15 protein-coding genes are annotated in these 17,709 nt (G+C 42.1%); 14 read left to right on the top strand and 1 reads right to left on the bottom strand.

Annotation, left to right across the window (positions count from 1 at the left end; genetic code table 11):
• The first annotated feature begins 316 nt into the window (after positions 1-316).
• From M1E06_RS17810 to M1E06_RS17775, 8 genes are all read left to right on the top strand, one after another.
• Positions 317-2,182, top strand: a complete 1,866-nt coding sequence (locus tag M1E06_RS17810) for a beta-glucoside-specific PTS transporter subunit IIABC (RefSeq protein ID WP_456270544.1) — start codon at positions 317-319, stop codon at positions 2,180-2,182.
• A gap of 5 nt (positions 2,183-2,187) precedes the next feature.
• Positions 2,188-3,654, top strand: coding sequence for a glycoside hydrolase family 1 protein (locus M1E06_RS17805; protein WP_096748448.1), 1,467 nt, complete (start codon positions 2,188-2,190; stop codon positions 3,652-3,654).
• A 29-nt stretch (positions 3,655-3,683) separates the two neighbouring features.
• Positions 3,684-4,532, top strand: coding sequence for a PRD domain-containing protein (locus tag M1E06_RS17800; protein ID WP_095292935.1), 849 nt, complete (start codon positions 3,684-3,686; stop codon positions 4,530-4,532).
• A gap of 248 nt (positions 4,533-4,780) precedes the next feature.
• Positions 4,781-5,893, top strand: coding sequence for a Rap family tetratricopeptide repeat protein (locus M1E06_RS17795; protein ID WP_096747948.1), 1,113 nt, complete (start codon positions 4,781-4,783; stop codon positions 5,891-5,893).
• Entirely contained in the window at positions 5,890-6,012 is a 123-nt protein-coding gene (locus tag M1E06_RS17790; RefSeq protein WP_011197633.1) for a PhrK family phosphatase-inhibitory pheromone, read from the top strand. The genes M1E06_RS17795 and M1E06_RS17790 overlap by 4 nt, the downstream gene beginning before the upstream one ends.
• A 162-nt stretch (positions 6,013-6,174) precedes the next feature.
• Positions 6,175-6,933 carry a class I SAM-dependent methyltransferase gene (locus M1E06_RS17785; protein WP_020450486.1) on the top strand — a complete coding sequence of 253 codons (759 nt, stop codon included), beginning with the start codon at positions 6,175-6,177 and terminating at the stop codon, positions 6,931-6,933.
• 178 nt (positions 6,934-7,111) lie between these two features.
• Positions 7,112-9,985 (top strand): AAA domain-containing protein, encoded by a 2,874-nt coding sequence (locus M1E06_RS17780; RefSeq protein ID WP_020450487.1) that lies wholly within the window; start codon positions 7,112-7,114, stop codon positions 9,983-9,985.
• 20 nt (positions 9,986-10,005) lie between these two features.
• Positions 10,006-10,926, top strand: coding sequence for a DUF5655 domain-containing protein (locus M1E06_RS17775; RefSeq protein WP_043054558.1), 921 nt, complete (start codon positions 10,006-10,008; stop codon positions 10,924-10,926).
• Between the two features lie 199 nt (positions 10,927-11,125).
• On the opposite strand, the gene M1E06_RS17770 is transcribed toward M1E06_RS17775, so the two are convergent.
• A complete protein-coding gene (locus M1E06_RS17770) occupies positions 11,126-12,013 on the bottom strand; it encodes a DMT family transporter (RefSeq protein WP_043054559.1) in 888 nt (295 codons plus the stop codon).
• Positions 12,014-12,149: 136 nt separating this feature from the next.
• Here M1E06_RS17770 and pdxR point away from each other — a divergent pair, with 136 nt between their 5' ends.
• From pdxR to M1E06_RS17740, 6 genes are all read left to right on the top strand, one after another.
• Positions 12,150-13,571 carry a MocR-like pyridoxine biosynthesis transcription factor PdxR gene (gene pdxR / locus M1E06_RS17765; RefSeq protein WP_216904490.1) on the top strand — a complete coding sequence of 474 codons (1,422 nt, stop codon included), beginning with the start codon at positions 12,150-12,152 and terminating at the stop codon, positions 13,569-13,571.
• Positions 13,572-13,672: 101 nt separating this feature from the next.
• Complete coding sequence (locus M1E06_RS17760; RefSeq protein WP_216904488.1) at positions 13,673-14,590, top strand: DMT family transporter; 918 nt, start codon at positions 13,673-13,675, stop codon at positions 14,588-14,590.
• A 119-nt stretch (positions 14,591-14,709) separates the two neighbouring features.
• Positions 14,710-15,429, top strand: a complete 720-nt coding sequence (locus tag M1E06_RS17755; protein WP_003179658.1) for a YebC/PmpR family DNA-binding transcriptional regulator — start codon at positions 14,710-14,712, stop codon at positions 15,427-15,429.
• 144 nt (positions 15,430-15,573) lie between these two features.
• On the top strand, positions 15,574-15,783 hold the full coding sequence (locus tag M1E06_RS17750; protein ID WP_020450493.1) for a helix-turn-helix transcriptional regulator: 210 nt from the start codon (positions 15,574-15,576) through the stop codon (positions 15,781-15,783).
• Positions 15,776-16,090 (top strand): DUF2178 domain-containing protein, encoded by a 315-nt coding sequence (locus M1E06_RS17745; RefSeq protein ID WP_023855788.1) that lies wholly within the window; start codon positions 15,776-15,778, stop codon positions 16,088-16,090. Before M1E06_RS17750 ends, M1E06_RS17745 begins: the two co-directional genes overlap by 8 nt.
• Before the next feature lie 159 nt (positions 16,091-16,249).
• The gene (locus M1E06_RS17740; RefSeq protein ID WP_043054168.1) at positions 16,250-17,707 is read left to right on the top strand and encodes an aldehyde dehydrogenase family protein; all 1,458 of its coding nucleotides are present in this window, start codon (positions 16,250-16,252) and stop codon (positions 17,705-17,707) included.
• Positions 17,708-17,709: the final 2 nt, after the last annotated feature.

The following is a 17,709-nucleotide window of genomic DNA, read 5'->3' as shown; positions in this document are numbered from 1 at the left end:
TTGCAGTTTATGTGTCTTGTAACCCTGTAACCTGGGCACACGATTTGCGGATACTTGAAGATGTTTATGATCGCCATTGAGAATAAAATGTAGGCCATTTGGCCAGGATATTGGCCTCTTTTCGAAAAAACAAAATAAATGTTGACGCTTTCATAAAACCGATATATACTTTAATCAAATCCAATATTGATAAATTAGACATGTGACTGGTCATGCAGGCAGGATCTAAAACCGATAAATTTTTTAATTTGTCGGTTTAGGTCCTTTTTTTATTGCCTAAATATAGGTCTCATGTTTCAGAAAAGGGGGAGAAACAATGAATTATACACAAACAGCAAGAGACGTATTGCAGCATGTAGGCGGTAAAGAGAATATTGCCCACTTGGAGCATTGTTCGACACGACTCCGTTTTACATTGATTGATCAAAACAAGGCGAATGTGCCGGCACTTGAGAAAACACCAGGTGTCATCGCTGTCCGTATGTCGGGCCAATGCCAGGTTGTGATTGGAAACGATGTCATTGAAGTCTATGAGAAATTGACCGGCCTTCTCGGAGGATCACCTTCTGAACAAAGTGTGTCTTCCCATCAGCCGAAGGAAAAGCGAAAAGCGGGGACTGTACTATTAGACTTCATTGTTGGTGTTTTTCAACCGCTTGTTCCCGCCATTGCGGGCGGAGGGATTTTAAAATCGTTTCTCCTCCTCTTCTCGTTATTCGGATTAATGGACGCCAAAGGGCAAACGTATCAGATTTTAAATATGGTTGGCGATGCGCCGCTTTACTTCCTGCCATTGCTGGTAGCCGTGACGACAGCCAATAAATTAAAAGTGAATCCGCTTGTTGCATTATCGGCAGTCGGCGCTCTTATTCTGCCAAACATGACGGCGATGCTGACAGAAGGCGCTCAATTATTTTCATTCGATGTGAAAAATATTGCGTATGCCTATCAAGTGTTTCCGGCGATTTTATCTGTCCTGTTGTATGCACAGATGGAAAAATGGTTTACTCGTATTTCGCCAAAACCAATTCGTATCTTTTTCGTACCTATGATGTCATTGGTTATGACAGTTCCGATCACTCTCCTGTTGCTGGGACCAATCGGTTTTACAGCTGGGCAAGGCTTCACAGCAATTATCCTTGCTATGTTTGATAAAGTAGGCTGGGTTGCGGTTGCGATCCTGGCAGCAGTCCTTCCATTTATGGTCGCATCAGGGATGCACAAAGCGATGGTGCCGTACGCTGTAAAAACAATGGGCAATCTCGGAAAAGAAGCACTTTACTTGCCTGCTTCACTTGCACATAATATCGCTGAAAGTGGGGCGTGTTTCGCAGTTGCCCTTCGCACAAAAGATAAAGTGCTTCGTTCAACTGCCATTTCTGCAGGGATTTCAGCATTTTTTGGCATTACCGAACCGGCATTATACGGGGTGACACTGCAAAATAAACGTGTGCTTAGCAGTGTCATGATCGGTTCTTTCATCGGCGGCATCTTCATTGGACTTGTCGGACTTCAAGCGTTTGTTCTTGTTGGACCTGGTCTTGCAAGTATGTCGATGTTCATATCTGACGAGCTTCCACGCAACTTCATGTTTGCAGTTATCGGTTTTGCCATCTCATTTGTTGTTGCTTTTGCTGCCGCCTTTATTTTAGGAAAAGATCGAAAGACAGAAGAAACGGAAAAAGAAGCAGAGCAAGGTGTTTTCGCTGAAAAACTTGGCGCAGATGAGACATTCAAAAGTCCAGTCATCGGTCAAATGATTTCACTATCTGATGTAGAAGATGACATATTTTCTTCAAAGGTAATGGGAGAAGGAATTGCCATTATTCCTTCAAAGGGTGAACTATATGCACCGGTAGATGGCGAGATTTCACTTCTCTTTGAAACAAATCATGCGCTCGGCATGAAAACAGCAAACGGAGTTGAGGTTCTTTTCCATATTGGGATTGACACCGTTCAGCTAGAGGGCAAGTTCTTTAAACCATGGGTGCAAGCAGGGGATCAAGTCAAAGCGGGTGATTTGCTCATTCAATTTGACCTGGAAAAAATTAAGGAAGCAGGTTATGATCCAGTTACACTAGCAGTTATTACGAATACGGATCAATATGATATAAAAGTAACGCATTTAAAACAGGTCAATCGTCAAGATACATTGATGGTTGTCACACAATTAGGAGGGTAATCATGATGACAACGACAAAAGGATTTCCGAAAGATTTTTTATGGGGCGGTGCGATTGCCGCAAACCAAGCAGAAGGAGCTTGGAATGTTGATGGAAAAGGACCGTCTGTTGCAGATATTGCCATGTACCGTTCGAATTTGAGTGTAGAAGATTACGAAGGACACCTTGCTGTTACTTCTGAAAACATTGAACGCGCAATGAAAGACCCGGACGTAAAAAAATATCCGAAGCGCAGAGGGATTGATTTCTATCATCACTATAAAGAAGATTTGGCTCTCTTTGCAGAAATGGGTTTTAAAACATTGCGTATATCGATTGCATGGAGCCGAATTTTCCCGACAGGGGAAGAAGCTGAGCCGAACGAGAAAGGCCTTCAGTTTTATGACCGTCTGTTCCAAGAAATGAAAAAACATAACATTGAACCGATCGTGACGCTGTCACATTATGAAATGCCATTAGCACTTAGTGTGAAATACAACGGATGGGTTGAAAGAAAAGTGATCGACCTCTTTGTGAAGTTCGCCAATGTGTGTTTTGAACGCTATAAAGATGTTGTGAAATATTGGCTTACCTTTAATGAAATTGACAGTATACATCGCCATTCTTTCATTACAGCGGGAATCATTCCTGACCGCTGTCCAGAGGGGAAGGTAGAAGAAACCGTTTATCAAGCATTGCACCATCAATTTGTAGCTTCTGCTCTTGTGACTGCAGATTGTCATCGCATCATTCCCGGAAGTCAAGTGGGATGTATGCTAACGAAACTTACGACTTACCCGCACACTTGTCATCCGAATGATGTCGAACGCGCACTGAAGCAAAACCTTGATAACTATTTCTATGCAGATGTTCAAGTGTTTGGCGAATATCCGCCATTGATCAAACGCATGCTGGAACGAAAAAATATCAATATTAAGATGGAAGCGGACGATCTTGCCATTTTGAAAGAACATACGGTAGACTTCGTTTCATTTAGCTACTATATGTCCCTGACAGAATCTGCACAAGAAGGGCTGGAAAAAACAGATGGCAATACGATTCGCGGTGTGAAAAACCCTTATTTGCCTTCAACAGATTGGGGTTGGCAAATCGATCCGGTCGGTTTAAAAATTTCGCTCATTGAATTGTATGATCGCTATCAAAAACCTCTCATTATTGTGGAGAACGGCATGGGTGCGAAAGATGTTGTTGAAAGCGATGGATCGATCCATGATGATTATCGTATTAACTATTTCAGAGAACATTTCCGTCAGATGAAAGAAGCCATTGAAGAAGGTGTAGATCTCTTCGGATATACCAGCTGGGGATCCATTGACATTATTAGTGCCGGAACATCTCAAATGTCCAAACGATATGGATTTATCCATGTTGATCAAGATGACGATGGCAACGGGACATTGAAGCGCTCACGTAAAGATTCATTCTACTGGTATAAGAAAGTGATCGAGTCAAATGGAGAAGTATTAGACTAAAAAACCGCATTCATGAAAAGGTGATGGCGATGTTTAAAATAAAAAAGGTTTTAAACTCGAGTGTGGTACTGGCTGAAGATCAGAACCGACAGGAGATGGTTTTATGCGGCAGAGGCATCGGTTACGGACGAAAACCTGGGCATATGATTGAAGAAAAACAAGCTGATCAAGTGTTTATGCCAGTAGACAATATGAAGGCAAAAGAATTTCTTCAACTGTTGGATTCAATACCGCAAGAATTTATTGAATTGACACAGCAAATTGTTCATTATGCAGAAGAAAAATTAAAAACAAAGCTAAATTCCGGCGTCTACTTCACATTAATGGATCACTTAAATTTTGCAGTAGAGCGTTATAAAAAGAACATCAATATTACGAATCGCGTCTACTGGGAAATTAAAAACTACTATACAGAAGAGTTTGAGGCAGGGAATTATGCACTGCAGCTCATCAATGAAAAACTAGGGATCCAATTACCGAAAGAGGAAGCGGCAAATATTGCGTTCCACTTAATTAATGCATTAGGTGAAGAAACAGAATCAAAAAATGGAATGAAGTATGCAAAAATGATCGGGAGCATTGTCAATCTTGTCCGGTACACATTAAATATGAAATGGGATCAAGAAAATATCCATTACAGCCGATTTATCACACACGTTAAATTTTTTGTTGAAAGATTTTACGCTGATAAATTGCTGGCAGATCAGGAGAATGAATTGTTTGAGCAAATTGCTAATTTATATCCGCAAGCAATGGATGTAGCTTTCAAAATCAAAGATTATATCAAACAGGTACACGGAATCGTCATTCCGAACGATGAACTAACATACTTGGGAGTCCATATTCATCGATTGATTTCTTATCAGCAATTAAAATAAATGAAGAACCACTTGCCTTTGTGGAAGGCGAGTGGTTTCTTGTTTTTGAAAAAGAAGGAGCATTTCTGTTTATAGGCAAGATGAGTTGATTGATCTATACCAACAGTTAAAATTGACAACAAAAGGCTTTTTCAATTGTTGACAAAAACATATCATTAATTGACAAAAGGTCATTACAAAAATTTACACATGTGATAAGATCATTTTACAGATAGAGAACAATCTTAAAGAGAAAGAGGGGGTTCGGCATGAGCAAGGTCGCTTCAGAGGTGGTTGCGGGGGTGTTGAACGAATTCCATTTGGCCATTAAAAAGCATGATATTGAGCAGGCAAAGCATCTTTTTGATGAGGCGAAGTCGATGTTTTCCGGGATGGAAGAGGATCAGAATGTGCTGGCTTATTTTTCGCTTCTTGAGGAGCGGTATCGGATGATGCTTTATGATACGAGGGGAGAGCGGCTGCCGCGGGAGTCTTACTTTAATGATTCGCAAATCGAGTGCATTGAGCAGACAGATCATATGATCGATTACTATTTCTACTTTTTTGAGGCGATGCATGAAGCGTACAACAAGAATGTTGAGCGGGCGATCAGCCTGTACAAGGTTGCCGAGAAAAAACTGGCGAAGGTGCCCGATCAGATCGAAGCGGCCGAGTTTTATTTTAAAGTGTCCTGGCTGTATATGTCTCTCCGGCAAAATGCGATTTCTCTCAATTATGCGAGAGACGCGATGAATATTTACAAAATGCATGACGGGTACGAAAAAAAGCTGGCGATTTCCCAGGTTGTGATGGGGACAAATTACATGCAGATGCAGCGCTTTAAAGATGCGGAGAAGTATTTCGAAGAATCGATCGAAATTTCCAAAAAGATTGACGATTCGTTTTTAGAAGCGATGCTTCACCACAATATCAGCATTCTGTATTCCAATTCCGGCCGGTCTCAGGAATGCATTCTCGCCGTCCAGCATGCGTTGAGCAACCCCGAATGGTGCAAGTCAAGCTACTATATCAACTCGCTTTACATGCTGATCAGAGAGTTTTTCAAAATCGGCGAAACAGAAGCGGCCCTGTTCTATTATAAAAAAGGACAGGAGGAATTAAAGAAAAACGGGAATAAGCATTATGAAAAGAAAATAAATATTATGTATGAGCTTTATTGCCATGAAAACGTTAAAAGCATCAAAGACGACATCGATTCCTTGGACGAGATGAATGATTTAGACGGTGTCTGTGACCTTTCATTGCTCATCTCAAGCTATTTTGAGAAAAAAGGAGATTTCAAGGAAGCGCTGGAATTTGTTAAAATATTCATGAAAGCCGAAAACAAAATGAGATCATTAGGGAGTGAGGTATTGTCATGAAAAAATTGATTCTTTGCTTATCGTTAACTGCTATGGTCTTAGGCGGAGCTGCTTTATCCCAAAGCCACAATCAGGCGTCAGGCGGCGTTCAAACAGCTGAGCTGCCGGTTGGAGGTTAATATTTGCTGAAGTCCTTTTACAGGCTTCTTTTTTAAAGCCATGAAATGGGGTGCGATTACAGTGAATCTACAAGAGCATGAAATATAAAAACCTTCCAAATTCGCGAGAGGCCCTCCAATCGTTTAAAACATATTTAAACATTAAAATTGGAGGGGGATACTATGAATGACAAAACATTTCTTTCATATTTAAAACACGCAGATAAGCCTTTCAGCGGCTGGGATTTTTCTTTCATTGACGATACGGGAAGAATGAAAAGCGACCTGCTTTCATGGTCATACGGAAGCATGGCTCTGTCTCTTATTCAAGATTCCAAATCCATGCTCGATATGGGGACAGGCGGCGGAGAATTTTTATCGAAATTGGGGCCGTTTCCTTCGTCAGCATACGCTACTGAATGCTATTTGCCCAATGTGCCAGTTGCAAAGGAACGATTGACGCCTTTAGGGGTTCAGGTCGTCCAAATTGATGATGATGAAGATCTTCCATTTGAATCCGGCCAATTTGACCTGGTCATCAATAAACACGAGTCATATTCAGCACAAGAGGTGAGGAGAATCCTTTCAAAAGGAGGACTGTTTCTCACTCAGCAAGTCGGCGGGCATGATTGCGAAGAAATCAATGAAAAACTTGGTGTACCGCTAAATGAAGAATTTAAGGACTGGAACTTGGAAAAAGCGTTAAAAGAAATAGAAAAACATGATTTTAAGGTTTTAAAAAGCAGGGAAGAGTGTCCGACTCAAAGGTTTTATGATATTGGAGCTCTGGTCTATTACTTAAAAGCCATTCCCTGGCAGGCGCCCGGTTTTGAAGTGGATCAATACACGGATGAATTGTACGCGATTCATAAAATGATTGAAGAAAAGGGTTATTTTGATGTCACACAGTACCGGTTTATGATTTTAGCGGAAGCGATTTAGAGTTTGATCAAAGATTTGCCTATGAAGGGTGTCTCATATTATATGGTGACATCCTTTTTTATTTTCCTATATTTTTGTAAAGCCAGTTATTTATCCATATATTCATTTAGGATATAATTGTTACTACTTAATGTTATTACCAGTATTATGTTTTTTTCATACATCAGGAGGAAAAGCGATGGCATCCCAAACTGTAACCAAGTATTTTCGCGATAGTGTCGCTGCGAAACTAAAAATCAACTTTAAAAACAGTCGTTTTATGATTTCAGATTTGAATAGCCTTATACAAGGAAAGATAGACAGTAAGTACTACGCGGTTCTTTCAGACCACAAAAATGTCTCCGGTAAACTCGATGTTATCGTTGTGGCAAAGACGATCAAGACGAAATTCGACGTGCAGCAAAGGGTTGAGACAAATATTGAAGATATGACCGGCATTCTTTATATCCCGGCAGTTTTGACTGCCAATGGTATGTTGTTGCCTTCAGAAGACAAATATCCATGGATTCCGAGAGAGCATCTTCATCCAATCATTGACGAAGAGCTTGCGATCGGCTATGTCAATGACTTTGATGAATATATGAGCAACAATTATCAGAGGTTGGAAAGCAACCTCACTTGGAAAAGCTATTTTGAGTTTGCAAAAGATATGTATGAGTCAGTTACAGAAACCGAAATAACTTCAAATACAGTTAAAGAAATAGAATTAGAGAAAAATGTTTATATCTTTAAGGATGATTCCATCAATGCAACCAGAAATATATTAAAGTTATATGATCACCTTTTATCCAGCCAGCCGAATCATCTGCAGCTTTATCAAAATTTTATCAACCAAAAATTCACTTCTTTATCGCCGCTTATTCCAAACCGGATGTCAGAAATGCAGAAGCATGTCGGACAAATGGGCGGGGAATATCCTTTGTCGCCATCGCAAAGGGAGTGCCTGAACCATTTCAACAATATGGAAGATGGAGAAATTCTTGCAGTCAACGGTCCGCCGGGTACGGGGAAAACGACGTTATTGCAGTCGCTCGTTGCCAATCTTTATGTCGAACGAGCATTAAAAAAGGAAGATCCTCCTGTCATTGTCGCTTCATCAACAAACAATCAGGCAGTAACCAATATTATTGAATCATTCGGAAAGATTAAACCAAAATGGGAAAACAATCATTTAGAGCAGCGATGGATCGAAGGAGTCGACAGCTTTGCTGTTTATTTTCCGTCCGGCAGCAAGGAGAAAGAGGCGCAAGAAAAAGGATTTCAATATACGAACCCTCGGGGAGAAAACTTTTTTGACGAAGTTGAAAGCAACGAGAACATTGAGCGATCAACCGAAAAGATGCTCAAAGAATGCAGTCGATATTTTGAAACAAACCATACTGATATTAAGCAATGTGAGCATACGATTTCAAATCGGTTAACAGCGCTTGAAGAAATCAGACAAAAAGTTTTATCCTTATTCTCCGAATATGATCAAATAGCTCCCAAAGGCGTTTCTTTAGATACATACATGACGCAATTGACCGAGGAAAAAACCGAGTGGGAAAGCACGTTTCAATCGATACAACAAAGAATAAAAGAGTGGCAGACGCACTTTTCAAACTTGCCGTTCTTTGTTCGCTTATTCAAGTTTCTGCCGTTCTTCAAGAGCAAATTAGTCAGTCGTGTCAGATATTTTATTCAGCCGGATGAAGAATTTATTGATGAGTCAATGAATCTCGATAAAATTCTCTCTCTGTATAGCGAAAAAGCAAAAGAGACGAGAGAAAAAATAAAGCAGATCGATGCGACATACCAACAAGTCAGCAAATTGAACACAAAATATAAACAATTAATGGTGGAACTTATATCACTGAACATTCTTGAGAAATATCCTGGTTCATTTTCTTCTTTAGATAAGGCGAATGAATTTTTAGATACAACCATAAAATACGCCTCTTTTTGGCTAGCAGTTCATTACTATGAGTGCAGATGGCTTTTAGAGAAAAGACTGTCGGAAAAACAAAGAGGCACAAATTTCGATAATGTGTTAAATCAGTTTTATACAAATTTAAGTATGTTGACCCCTTGTTTTGTGATGACTTTTTATCAGCTTCCGCGAATGCTGCTGGCCTATAACAATGGGAAGGAGCATTTTCTCTACAATTATATTGATTTACTAATCGTAGATGAAGCAGGACAGGTGACTCCTGAGATTGCGGCATGTTCATTTTCGCTTGCGAAACGGGCAGTTGTTGTCGGAGATGTTTATCAGATTGAACCGGTGTGGAATATCAACGAAACATTGGATATTTCATTAGCTCTTTCAAATGATGTTATTACTTCGATCGAACAGTTTGAGAAGCTTCGCGAACTCGGCTTGAATACGTCAGAATCTAGTGTGATGAGGGTAGCGTGCAAAAGCTGTAAATACGAAAAACATCAGCAACGCGGTTTGTTTTTGAGCGAACATAGGCGCTGTTATGATGAAATTATTGAATACTGCAACAATCTGGTGTATAGAGGAAAACTTGAGCCAATGAGAGGCAAAGCGGCAGAGGATAAGAAAAATCCGCTTGTTCAATTATCGATTCCACCTCTTGGTCATATGCAGGTTGACTCATACCAGTCAAGCAAAAAAGCGGGCAGCCGATATAATGAAATAGAGGCAAGGGCCATCGCCACATGGATCAATGAGCATTTCTACAACATCCGAAATGCATATCATGAAGATGATCCAAAAAGTCTCATTGGCATTATCACCCCTTTTAAAATGCAAGTCGGCATAATCAAGCGTGCGCTATCACCCGATGTTAAACCGTTTATCGACGTAGGAACGGTCCATACCTTTCAAGGCGGCGAAAGAAAGGTCATCATCATGTCGACGGTGTACGGGAAAAATGACGGCTGCTTTTTTATAGACGCCAATAAAAGCCTTCTAAACGTCGCGGTTTCAAGGGCAAAGGACAGCTTCCTTGTCATGGGTGATATGAATTGTTTATCAGACAGCGCGAATAAACCGAGTGGATTGTTGAAGAGGATGCTTTTAGAAAATGACGTTGTTCATTCTTAATGAAGGTAAGGAGCGCAGCCATGAATCTCTTTCAATTACACCATCAAGATATGAAAGAAATCCGGGAAATACCGTTTGAGAAAGAAAAAGACATACAGCACCTATGTGAAAAAAATTTAAAGCAATTATTAGGCCTCAAGTTCATTGCCTCTGAGTTTCGAGTCGCCGGATTTCGGATTGATACGCTAGCATTTGATGACCAGACACAATCGTTTGTTATTATTGAATATAAAAACAAGAAATATTCAAGTGTAATAGATCAAGGCTATGCTTATCTGTCCATCATGCTTAATAATAAAGCTGACTTTATTCTTGAATATAATGAAAATCAAGAGAAGCTTTTAAAAAGGAACAGTGTCGATTGGTCGCAATCAAGGGTCATCTTTATTTCGCCTGAGTTTACTACACACCAAAAGGAATCCATTAATTTTAGAGATTTGCCGATGGAATTGTGGGAAATCAAAAGGTATGAAAATGACCTGCTACAAATGAATCCTATCAGACCAAATGGGGCATCAGGGTCGATAAACACAATTTCGAATCAAAGTGAAGCAATTGAACAAGTGAGCAGGGAAATCAAAGTTTTCACAGAAGAAGATCATCTAGTCCGTAAGCCTGGTGAGGTGATTGATCTATACCAGCAGTTAAAAGAAGAGATTTTAAATGTGGGTGACAACATATCTGTCAAAGCAACAAAGCTATATATCGCATTTACTGTTCATAAGCGTAACATGGTAGACGTTCTTCTCTTAAAAAAGGGCTTAAAAATTTGGATAAATGCCAAAAGAGGCGAGTTAGATGATCCCATGGATTTATTTAGGGATGTCGCAAACACCGGCCACTGGGGGAACGGTGATTATGAAATTCAAATCGATGATGAAAAACATATCGAATATATTGTTGATTTGGTTAAACAAGTTTATGAGAAAAATAAAGTTTAAGAGCCTTTTCCATATAAAAAGGCTTTTTTCTAATGTGAAACCATTCTTTGCCTGACAACTGATCGATTAAAAAATAAAACGAGATTGCAGCATCCATTGGGAAATTTTCGTTTTCGCAAGCGGCGCCCATTCCATTGAAAAAGGATGCCCCCGGGTCCGGACATCCTTTCTAGTTTTCTTGGAGATAAGCAGAATTAAATTATTCGAGTTTGTAAATGCTATTTTTCGTTCCTCTGTATGTAAACAGTACACCGCCTATCGTTATGATTCCCCCGGCAAGTGATAGGAAAGCGGGAATTTCGCCTATCCATACCCATGATATGAAAAGTGTTGCGGCTGGCGTTAAATAAAGCGAAATCGCGGCCTCTGAAGATCCTCTGTACGAGGTGATATAAGCAAGCGCAAAATATGGGACAACTGTAGGGAGCAATCCTAAATAAACAACACTTGCAGTAGATTGAATGGAAGCATGAGAAAGCTCTTCTAATAGCCCGGGCAAAAAGAACAGCATGGGGATCGTTCCTCCCCAAATCGCATATGAAACAAATGGGATAAAACCGTATTTTTGAATGTAGCGCTCTTGAAAAACGAAATAGATGCTTTCACATATGGCGGCCAGTAAAATGGACAACACCCCAGCCGCCGTGTTTTCAAAGTTTCCGACGCCGAGTGATATAAGCATGACGCCTAAAAAGCTGATCCCTGATCCGAGCCATTTCGCTGCACCAAATCGTTCTGCGAAAAACAGCCTCGCTAACAATGCTGAAAAAATAGGCGTTGTCGTGACCAGGAGGCTTGCCATTCCAGCGCTGACCGTTTCCTCGCCTTGATTGAGCAATGTGTGGTAAGCGGAAAATCCTAAAAAACCGAGCAGCAAAATGATGGGGATGTCCTTTGCTTCCGGCAGGCGCATCCGGACGGCAGCAGCCAGCAATATTAGAGCCGAAGAACCTGACAGCAGCCGAAGCAATGTGAGGTGCTGAGGCGTATAATCCTCCAGCCCGACTCGAATCCCCGGAAAAGCCGAAGCCCAAAAGCCGATCATCAGGCAGTATGACAACATGATGTACATCCTCTGTTTCTTCATCATTTTTCAATCTCCTTTTTAAAAAAACCAACCGGTTTAAATGTGTGTATCCATCTTAATAGACGTTTGGTAAAATGGCTTCAACCAGTTTTGAGAATATAAACCCAACCACTTATCGATAAAAGGAGATCCATTTATGCCCCGCGTGCCAAAATACAAACAAATCATTCAATTTATAAAAGAGAAGATTGCAAATGGAGAATGGCCGATCGGCACCAAAATTCCGAGTCAGCGTTCATTGGCCAAACATTTCGCTGTGAACAGAAGCACGGTGATTACAGCTTTGGAAGAATTAATAGCCGATGGATTAATAGAAGGCAGAATGGGGAAAGGCACGATCGTTATAAACAATACATGGACATTGTTGGCCAAACATTCGACCCCTGATTGGGATAAATACGTGGCAGCCGGATTCCAGCAGCCCAGCCGGAAAACGGTTCAGGAGATTAATCAATCTGAATCGAATTCAACATTGATACAGCTCAGCAAAGGCGAACTTTCAAATGAATTGTTTCCGCTGGACATTATGAAGGAGATGATGGAGAAGGTTGCTCATAACATGGATGCCTTTGGGTATGAGGAGCCAAAAGGTTATCTTCCTTTAAGAGAGGCGTTGAGCAGCTATTTACAAACGGTCGGCATCCACGCTTCCCCGTCTTCCATCTTAATCGTTTCCGGCGCGCTGCAAGCATTGCAGTTAATCGCCATGGGGCTTTTGCAAAGCGGATCAACCGTTTTTCTTGATCAGCCGTCTTACCTTTATTCGCTGCATGTCTTTCAATCTGCGGGAATGAGGATGGCCGGATTGCAAATGGATGAAGAAGGCCTCATGCCAGAAAGCATCAAGATGACGCCAAACATGCGGACGAGAGCCATTTTGTACACCAACCCTTGTTTTCAAAATCCGACCGGAGTGTTAATGTCCAAAAAGCGGAGGGAAGAGATTCTGGCTTTCAGCGAACAACACCACCTGCCTATCATTGAAGATGATATATACCGCGAATTATGGATTGATGCACCGCCGCCTGCTCCAATGAAAGCGATGGACAAAAACGGCCGCGTCTTATACATTGGCAGTTTTTCGAAAACGTTGAGCCCGGGATTAAGAATCGGCTGGATCGTCGGCCCGGAGCCGGTCATTGAACGTTTATCAGATATTAAAATGCAGACGGACTACGGCTCGAGTTCACTGTCTCAGAGAGTCGCAGCCGAATGGCTGACATCTGGGCTTTATCAGAAACATTTGGAAAACGTCAGAGAACAGCTAAAAATAAGAAGAAACTTTGTGTTGCATGTGTTAAAAACAGAGTTGGAAGGACTCGCGGAATGGAGCGTTCCAGCAGGCGGCTTCTTTATTTGGCTGAAGATATTGCCGCCGGTATCCATGAAAACTCTTTATGCCAAATCACTTTCAAAAGGAATTCTCTTTAATTCTGGCGCCATATACGGGCAGGAAAGAGGCGATTACATGAGGCTGTCATATGCATTTGCTTCCTGTGAAGACCTGAAGAAAGGGATTACGCAATTAAGCGGACTGATTAAAATGCTGTCTGGTTGATGTGCATGAGTTGAAAATATTTATTCCAAAAGAAATAAATTTTACCTTATTTTTGTTAAACTTAAAAAGGATTTTAAATACATCATGACAGGAGAAACCTTATGCGGAACCCAATTTCAGTTTATTTTTCTTTAGCTCTCGCCATGGCGATCGTCGGGAGTTCGGTTGTTGTCGGCAAGCTGATGGTGAAGACGATTCCGGTGTTTTTGTCGTCAGGCATTCGTTTTTTTATCGCGGCTGCCGTTTTAATGATCTTGCTTTTTTGGATTGAGAAAGGCATTCCCGCTCTATCGAAAAAAGATGTCTTTGTTCTTTTGCTGCAGTCTTTTACGGGTGTCTTTCTGTTCAGCATCTGCATGCTTTACGGGGTTAAGCTGACGACGGGGATGGAAAGCGGCATTATTACGAGCACGACGCCGATGGCTGTCGGTATTTTGGCTTTCTTTTTATTAAAAGAAAAAATAGAAAAGAGAATGGCCGCTGGCATCGTGCTGGCCGTTATCGGCGTGATGGCGATCAACCTGTTCGGGGCCGGCGGCGAAGCGGGGAGCCCTTATGCATTGATGGGAAATCTGTTAATCGCGGCCGCAGTGATCGGTGAAGCGATGTTTACGCTAATGGCAAAATTGCTGTCGCCCCATATTTCCGCATTGGCGATTTCGGCGTTTGTTTCCTTGTTCGGTTTTTTGTTTTTTCTGCCGTTTGCGGTCATTGAGGCTGTCTCGTTTGATTTTAGCGTTCCCGGACTTCTTGATTGGTCATATGTCCTTTATTACGCGCTGATTGTTACGGTGCTTGCTTTTTACTTATGGTACAACGGCGTGACGAAAGTGCCGGCGAGCGTTTCCGGGATTTTCACTTCGGTTCTCCCCGTATCGGCCGTTGTGCTCTCAGGCGTCATTTTGAAGGAGCAATTCTCACTGGTTCATTTGACCGGAATCGTGTTTGTAATTGCAGGAATTTTCATTACTGTTTTGAAAAAAGAGCAGAAGAAAGACAGCGGAAAACTCGCATCTTAAGACGGATTTCCAAAAAAATGTCGTAAATTCGATGCATCAATTTGATGAAATCGCCTGGCCCTGCGGTATAATAGATTTTGTGAATGAAAGATTCAATGTTGAAAGAGAGTGGTTACATCATGGGCCGTAAATGGAACAATATAAAAGAGAAGAAAGCGTCCAAGGATGCGAATACGAGCCGAATCTACGCCAAGTTCGGCCGCGAAATCTATGTGGCGGCAAAGCAGGGAGAGCCCGACCCCGAACTGAACCAGAACCTGAAATTCGTGCTAGAGCGCGCCAAAACATACAATGTCCCGAAAGCGATTATTGAGCGGGCGATTGAAAAAGCGAAGGGCGGTTCTGAAGAAAATTATGACGAACTGCGCTATGAAGGCTTCGGGCCGAACGGAGCGATGGTGATCGTTGACGCGTTGACAAACAACGTCAACCGCACGGCTGCCGATGTGCGCTCCACATTTGGCAAAAACGGCGGAAACATGGGTGTGAGCGGATCTGTCGCTTACATGTTTGATCCGACGGCCGTCATCGGCTTTGAAGGGAAAACGGCTGATGAGACGCTCGAATTATTGATGGAAGCGGATATTGATGTCCGTGATATTTTAGAAGAAGACGATGCGGTGATCGTCTATGCCGAGCCCGATCAGTTCCACGCCGTACAGGAGGCGCTGCAAAACGCCGGCATCACAGAGTTCACGGTGGCCGAGCTGACCATGCTCGCGCAAAATGACGTCGCCCTTCCTGAGGATGCGCGCGCGCAGTTTGAAAAACTGATTGACGCGCTGGAAGATTTGGAAGACGTTCAGCAAGTTTACCATAATGTCGATTTAGGGGCGTAAAAAGAAATCGTGAAGTAAAAAGATAGATGAACAGGCGAAAGTCTGTTTTGTCTATCTTTTTTTATTTGTAAAGTTAACTTGACACCTGATTTTTTGTTAAGTATACTTTACGTATAGTAAACTTTACATTCCGATGGAGGAAAGATGAAAACGTTAATAAAGGAAAAGCGCACTTCGCTGAACATGACACAAGAAGAACTGGCTAAAAGGCTCGATGTGTCAAGGCAAACGGTGATTTCCCTTGAAAAGGGGAAGTATAAACCTTCACTTGTTCTGGCGCATAAACTGGCTCAAATTTTTGAATGTCTGATTGAAGATTTATTTATTTTTGAGGGGGATGAAAATATTGACTGAAACGATGACAAACACACTGATCGCTTTAGCAGGTTTAGGAATAGGCGTGCTCGGGATCGTAATTATATACAGTGTGAACAAACGGATTGGAAAAAAAGAGAGGCTGTTCGATGAACGCCAGCAGAAAATTAATTATCAGGCTAAGGCGCTCTCCTGGAACATTACAATGGCGGCTATTTTAATGGCCTGGACATTGGCAATTATTTTCCAAGGGATTTCCTTTTCATTTTTCTTAATAACAGGTTTATATATCCTGCAATGTTTATCAATGCTGATCACAACCGTTTACCTTGCGCAGAAAAACTAAGATGGTGCTGTTCCCCTTTGTATCCGGATTTTACCGATTTATCGGTAAAATCTTTTTTTATATCCAAAAGACCCATAAGATTGAATTTTCTTGAAAGACTGCCGATACATAAGATGTAGTCTAACTTTTCCCAAAACTGTTTGATAGGAGATGGACTGAATGATTCAAATGACTGACCTCAACCGTCAATACATAGGAGGGGAATGGAGAGACGGCCAAAGTGAAAGCGTCTTGGCCGATCTGAATCCTTTTACCCATAAAACGATTACCTCTTTTCGGAAAGCGACGCGGGAGGATGTCGATGCGGCGTACAAAGCTGCGCTTGGGGCGAAAAAGAAATGGGATAACATCAATCCCTATGAAAAAAGAGCGATTTTAGAAAAAGCCGCGGCTTATATTGAAGACAATAAAGAAGCGATCGTGTACCTCATTATGGAGGAACTTGGCGGAACACGGCTGAAAGCGGCTTTTGAAATCGATCTTGTCGTCAATATGATCAAAGAAGCGGCAGGTTTCCCGCTCAAAATGGAAGGTAAAATTCTCCCTTCACCGGTTGATGGGAAAGAAAATCGGATATACCGCATTCCGGCGGGAGTGGTCGGTGTCATCAGTCCGTTCAACTTTCCGTTCTTTTTATCTGTAAAATCGGTTGCACCTGCGCTTGGCGCAGGGAACGGCGTTGTCTTAAAGCCGCATGAAGAAACACCGATTTGCGGCGGCACGCTGATTGCAAAGATTTTTGAAGAAGCCGGTCTTCCGGAGGGACTTCTGAATGTTGTCGTCACGGATATCGGGGAAATCGGCGACAGCTTCGTTGAGCACCCGATTCCGAGAATCATCTCGTTTACCGGATCAACGAAGGTCGGCAGCTATATCGGGCAGCTGGCGATCAAACATTTTAAAAAACCGCTGCTTGAACTCGGCGGAAACAGCGCATTGATCGTTCTTGAGGATGCCGATTTGGAATACGCTGTCAATGCCGCGGCTTTCAGCCGCTTCACACATCAGGGGCAAATCTGCATGTCGGCCAACCGGATTCTCGTTCAAAAAGAAGTGTATCCGGAATTTTTAAAGCTGTTCAGCCAAAAAATCTCCGGGTTTAAAACGGGTGATCCGCTGGATCCTGAAACTGTGATCGGCCCTGTCATTAATGAACGCCAAGCTGAACATTTAAGAAAATCGATTGAGAAAGGCATCGAAGAAGGCGCCACACCGCTTCTGAAAGGCGATATTAAAGGCAATCTCGTCGAGCCGACGATTCTTGCGGATGTCACGTCTGACATGTCTGTCGCCAAGGAAGAGCTGTTCGGCCCGGTTGTGTGCGTCATGCCGTTTGAGACCGAAGCAGAAGCGGTTGAGATCGCGAATGACACTTCGTTCGGACTGAGCGGAGCCGTACACACGGGAAATGTGGAGCGCGGCGTTGCCATCGCGAAGCAAATCGAGACGGGCATGATCCATGTCAATGACACAACGATCAACGACGAGCCACATGTCGCTTTCGGCGGTGAAAAGCAATCTGGAATCGGCAGGCTGAACGGTGAGTGGAGCCTTGACGAATTTACAACGTTAAAATGGATTTCCGTCCAGCACCAGAAAAGGATTTTTCCATATTAAAA

Source organism: Bacillus sp. AK124, assembly GCF_053903085.1.
Note: the sequence above shows the minus strand (reverse complement) of the source record. Positions and strands in the feature narration are given on the sequence as shown.

Bases quoted from the DNA above. Each gene is read 5' to 3' on its own strand.
- M1E06_RS17810 (WP_456270544.1), top strand. From the start codon at position 317: ATGAATTATACACAAACAGCAAGAGACGTATTGCAGCATGTAGGCGGT.
- M1E06_RS17805 (WP_096748448.1), top strand. From the start codon at position 2,188: ATGACAACGACAAAAGGATTTCCGAAAGATTTTTTATGGGGCGGTGCG.
- M1E06_RS17800 (WP_095292935.1), top strand. From the start codon at position 3,684: ATGTTTAAAATAAAAAAGGTTTTAAACTCGAGTGTGGTACTGGCTGAA.
- M1E06_RS17795 (WP_096747948.1), top strand. From the start codon at position 4,781: ATGAGCAAGGTCGCTTCAGAGGTGGTTGCGGGGGTGTTGAACGAATTC.
- M1E06_RS17790 (WP_011197633.1), top strand. From the start codon at position 5,890: ATGAAAAAATTGATTCTTTGCTTATCGTTAACTGCTATGGTCTTAGGC.
- M1E06_RS17785 (WP_020450486.1), top strand. From the start codon at position 6,175: ATGAATGACAAAACATTTCTTTCATATTTAAAACACGCAGATAAGCCT.
- M1E06_RS17780 (WP_020450487.1), top strand. From the start codon at position 7,112: ATGGCATCCCAAACTGTAACCAAGTATTTTCGCGATAGTGTCGCTGCG.
- M1E06_RS17775 (WP_043054558.1), top strand. From the start codon at position 10,006: ATGAATCTCTTTCAATTACACCATCAAGATATGAAAGAAATCCGGGAA.
- M1E06_RS17770 (WP_043054559.1), bottom strand. From the start codon at position 12,013: ATGAAGAAACAGAGGATGTACATCATGTTGTCATACTGCCTGATGATC.
- pdxR (WP_216904490.1), top strand. From the start codon at position 12,150: ATGCCCCGCGTGCCAAAATACAAACAAATCATTCAATTTATAAAAGAG.
- M1E06_RS17760 (WP_216904488.1), top strand. From the start codon at position 13,673: ATGCGGAACCCAATTTCAGTTTATTTTTCTTTAGCTCTCGCCATGGCG.
- M1E06_RS17755 (WP_003179658.1), top strand. From the start codon at position 14,710: ATGGGCCGTAAATGGAACAATATAAAAGAGAAGAAAGCGTCCAAGGAT.
- M1E06_RS17750 (WP_020450493.1), top strand. From the start codon at position 15,574: ATGAAAACGTTAATAAAGGAAAAGCGCACTTCGCTGAACATGACACAA.
- M1E06_RS17740 (WP_043054168.1), top strand. From the start codon at position 16,250: ATGATTCAAATGACTGACCTCAACCGTCAATACATAGGAGGGGAATGG.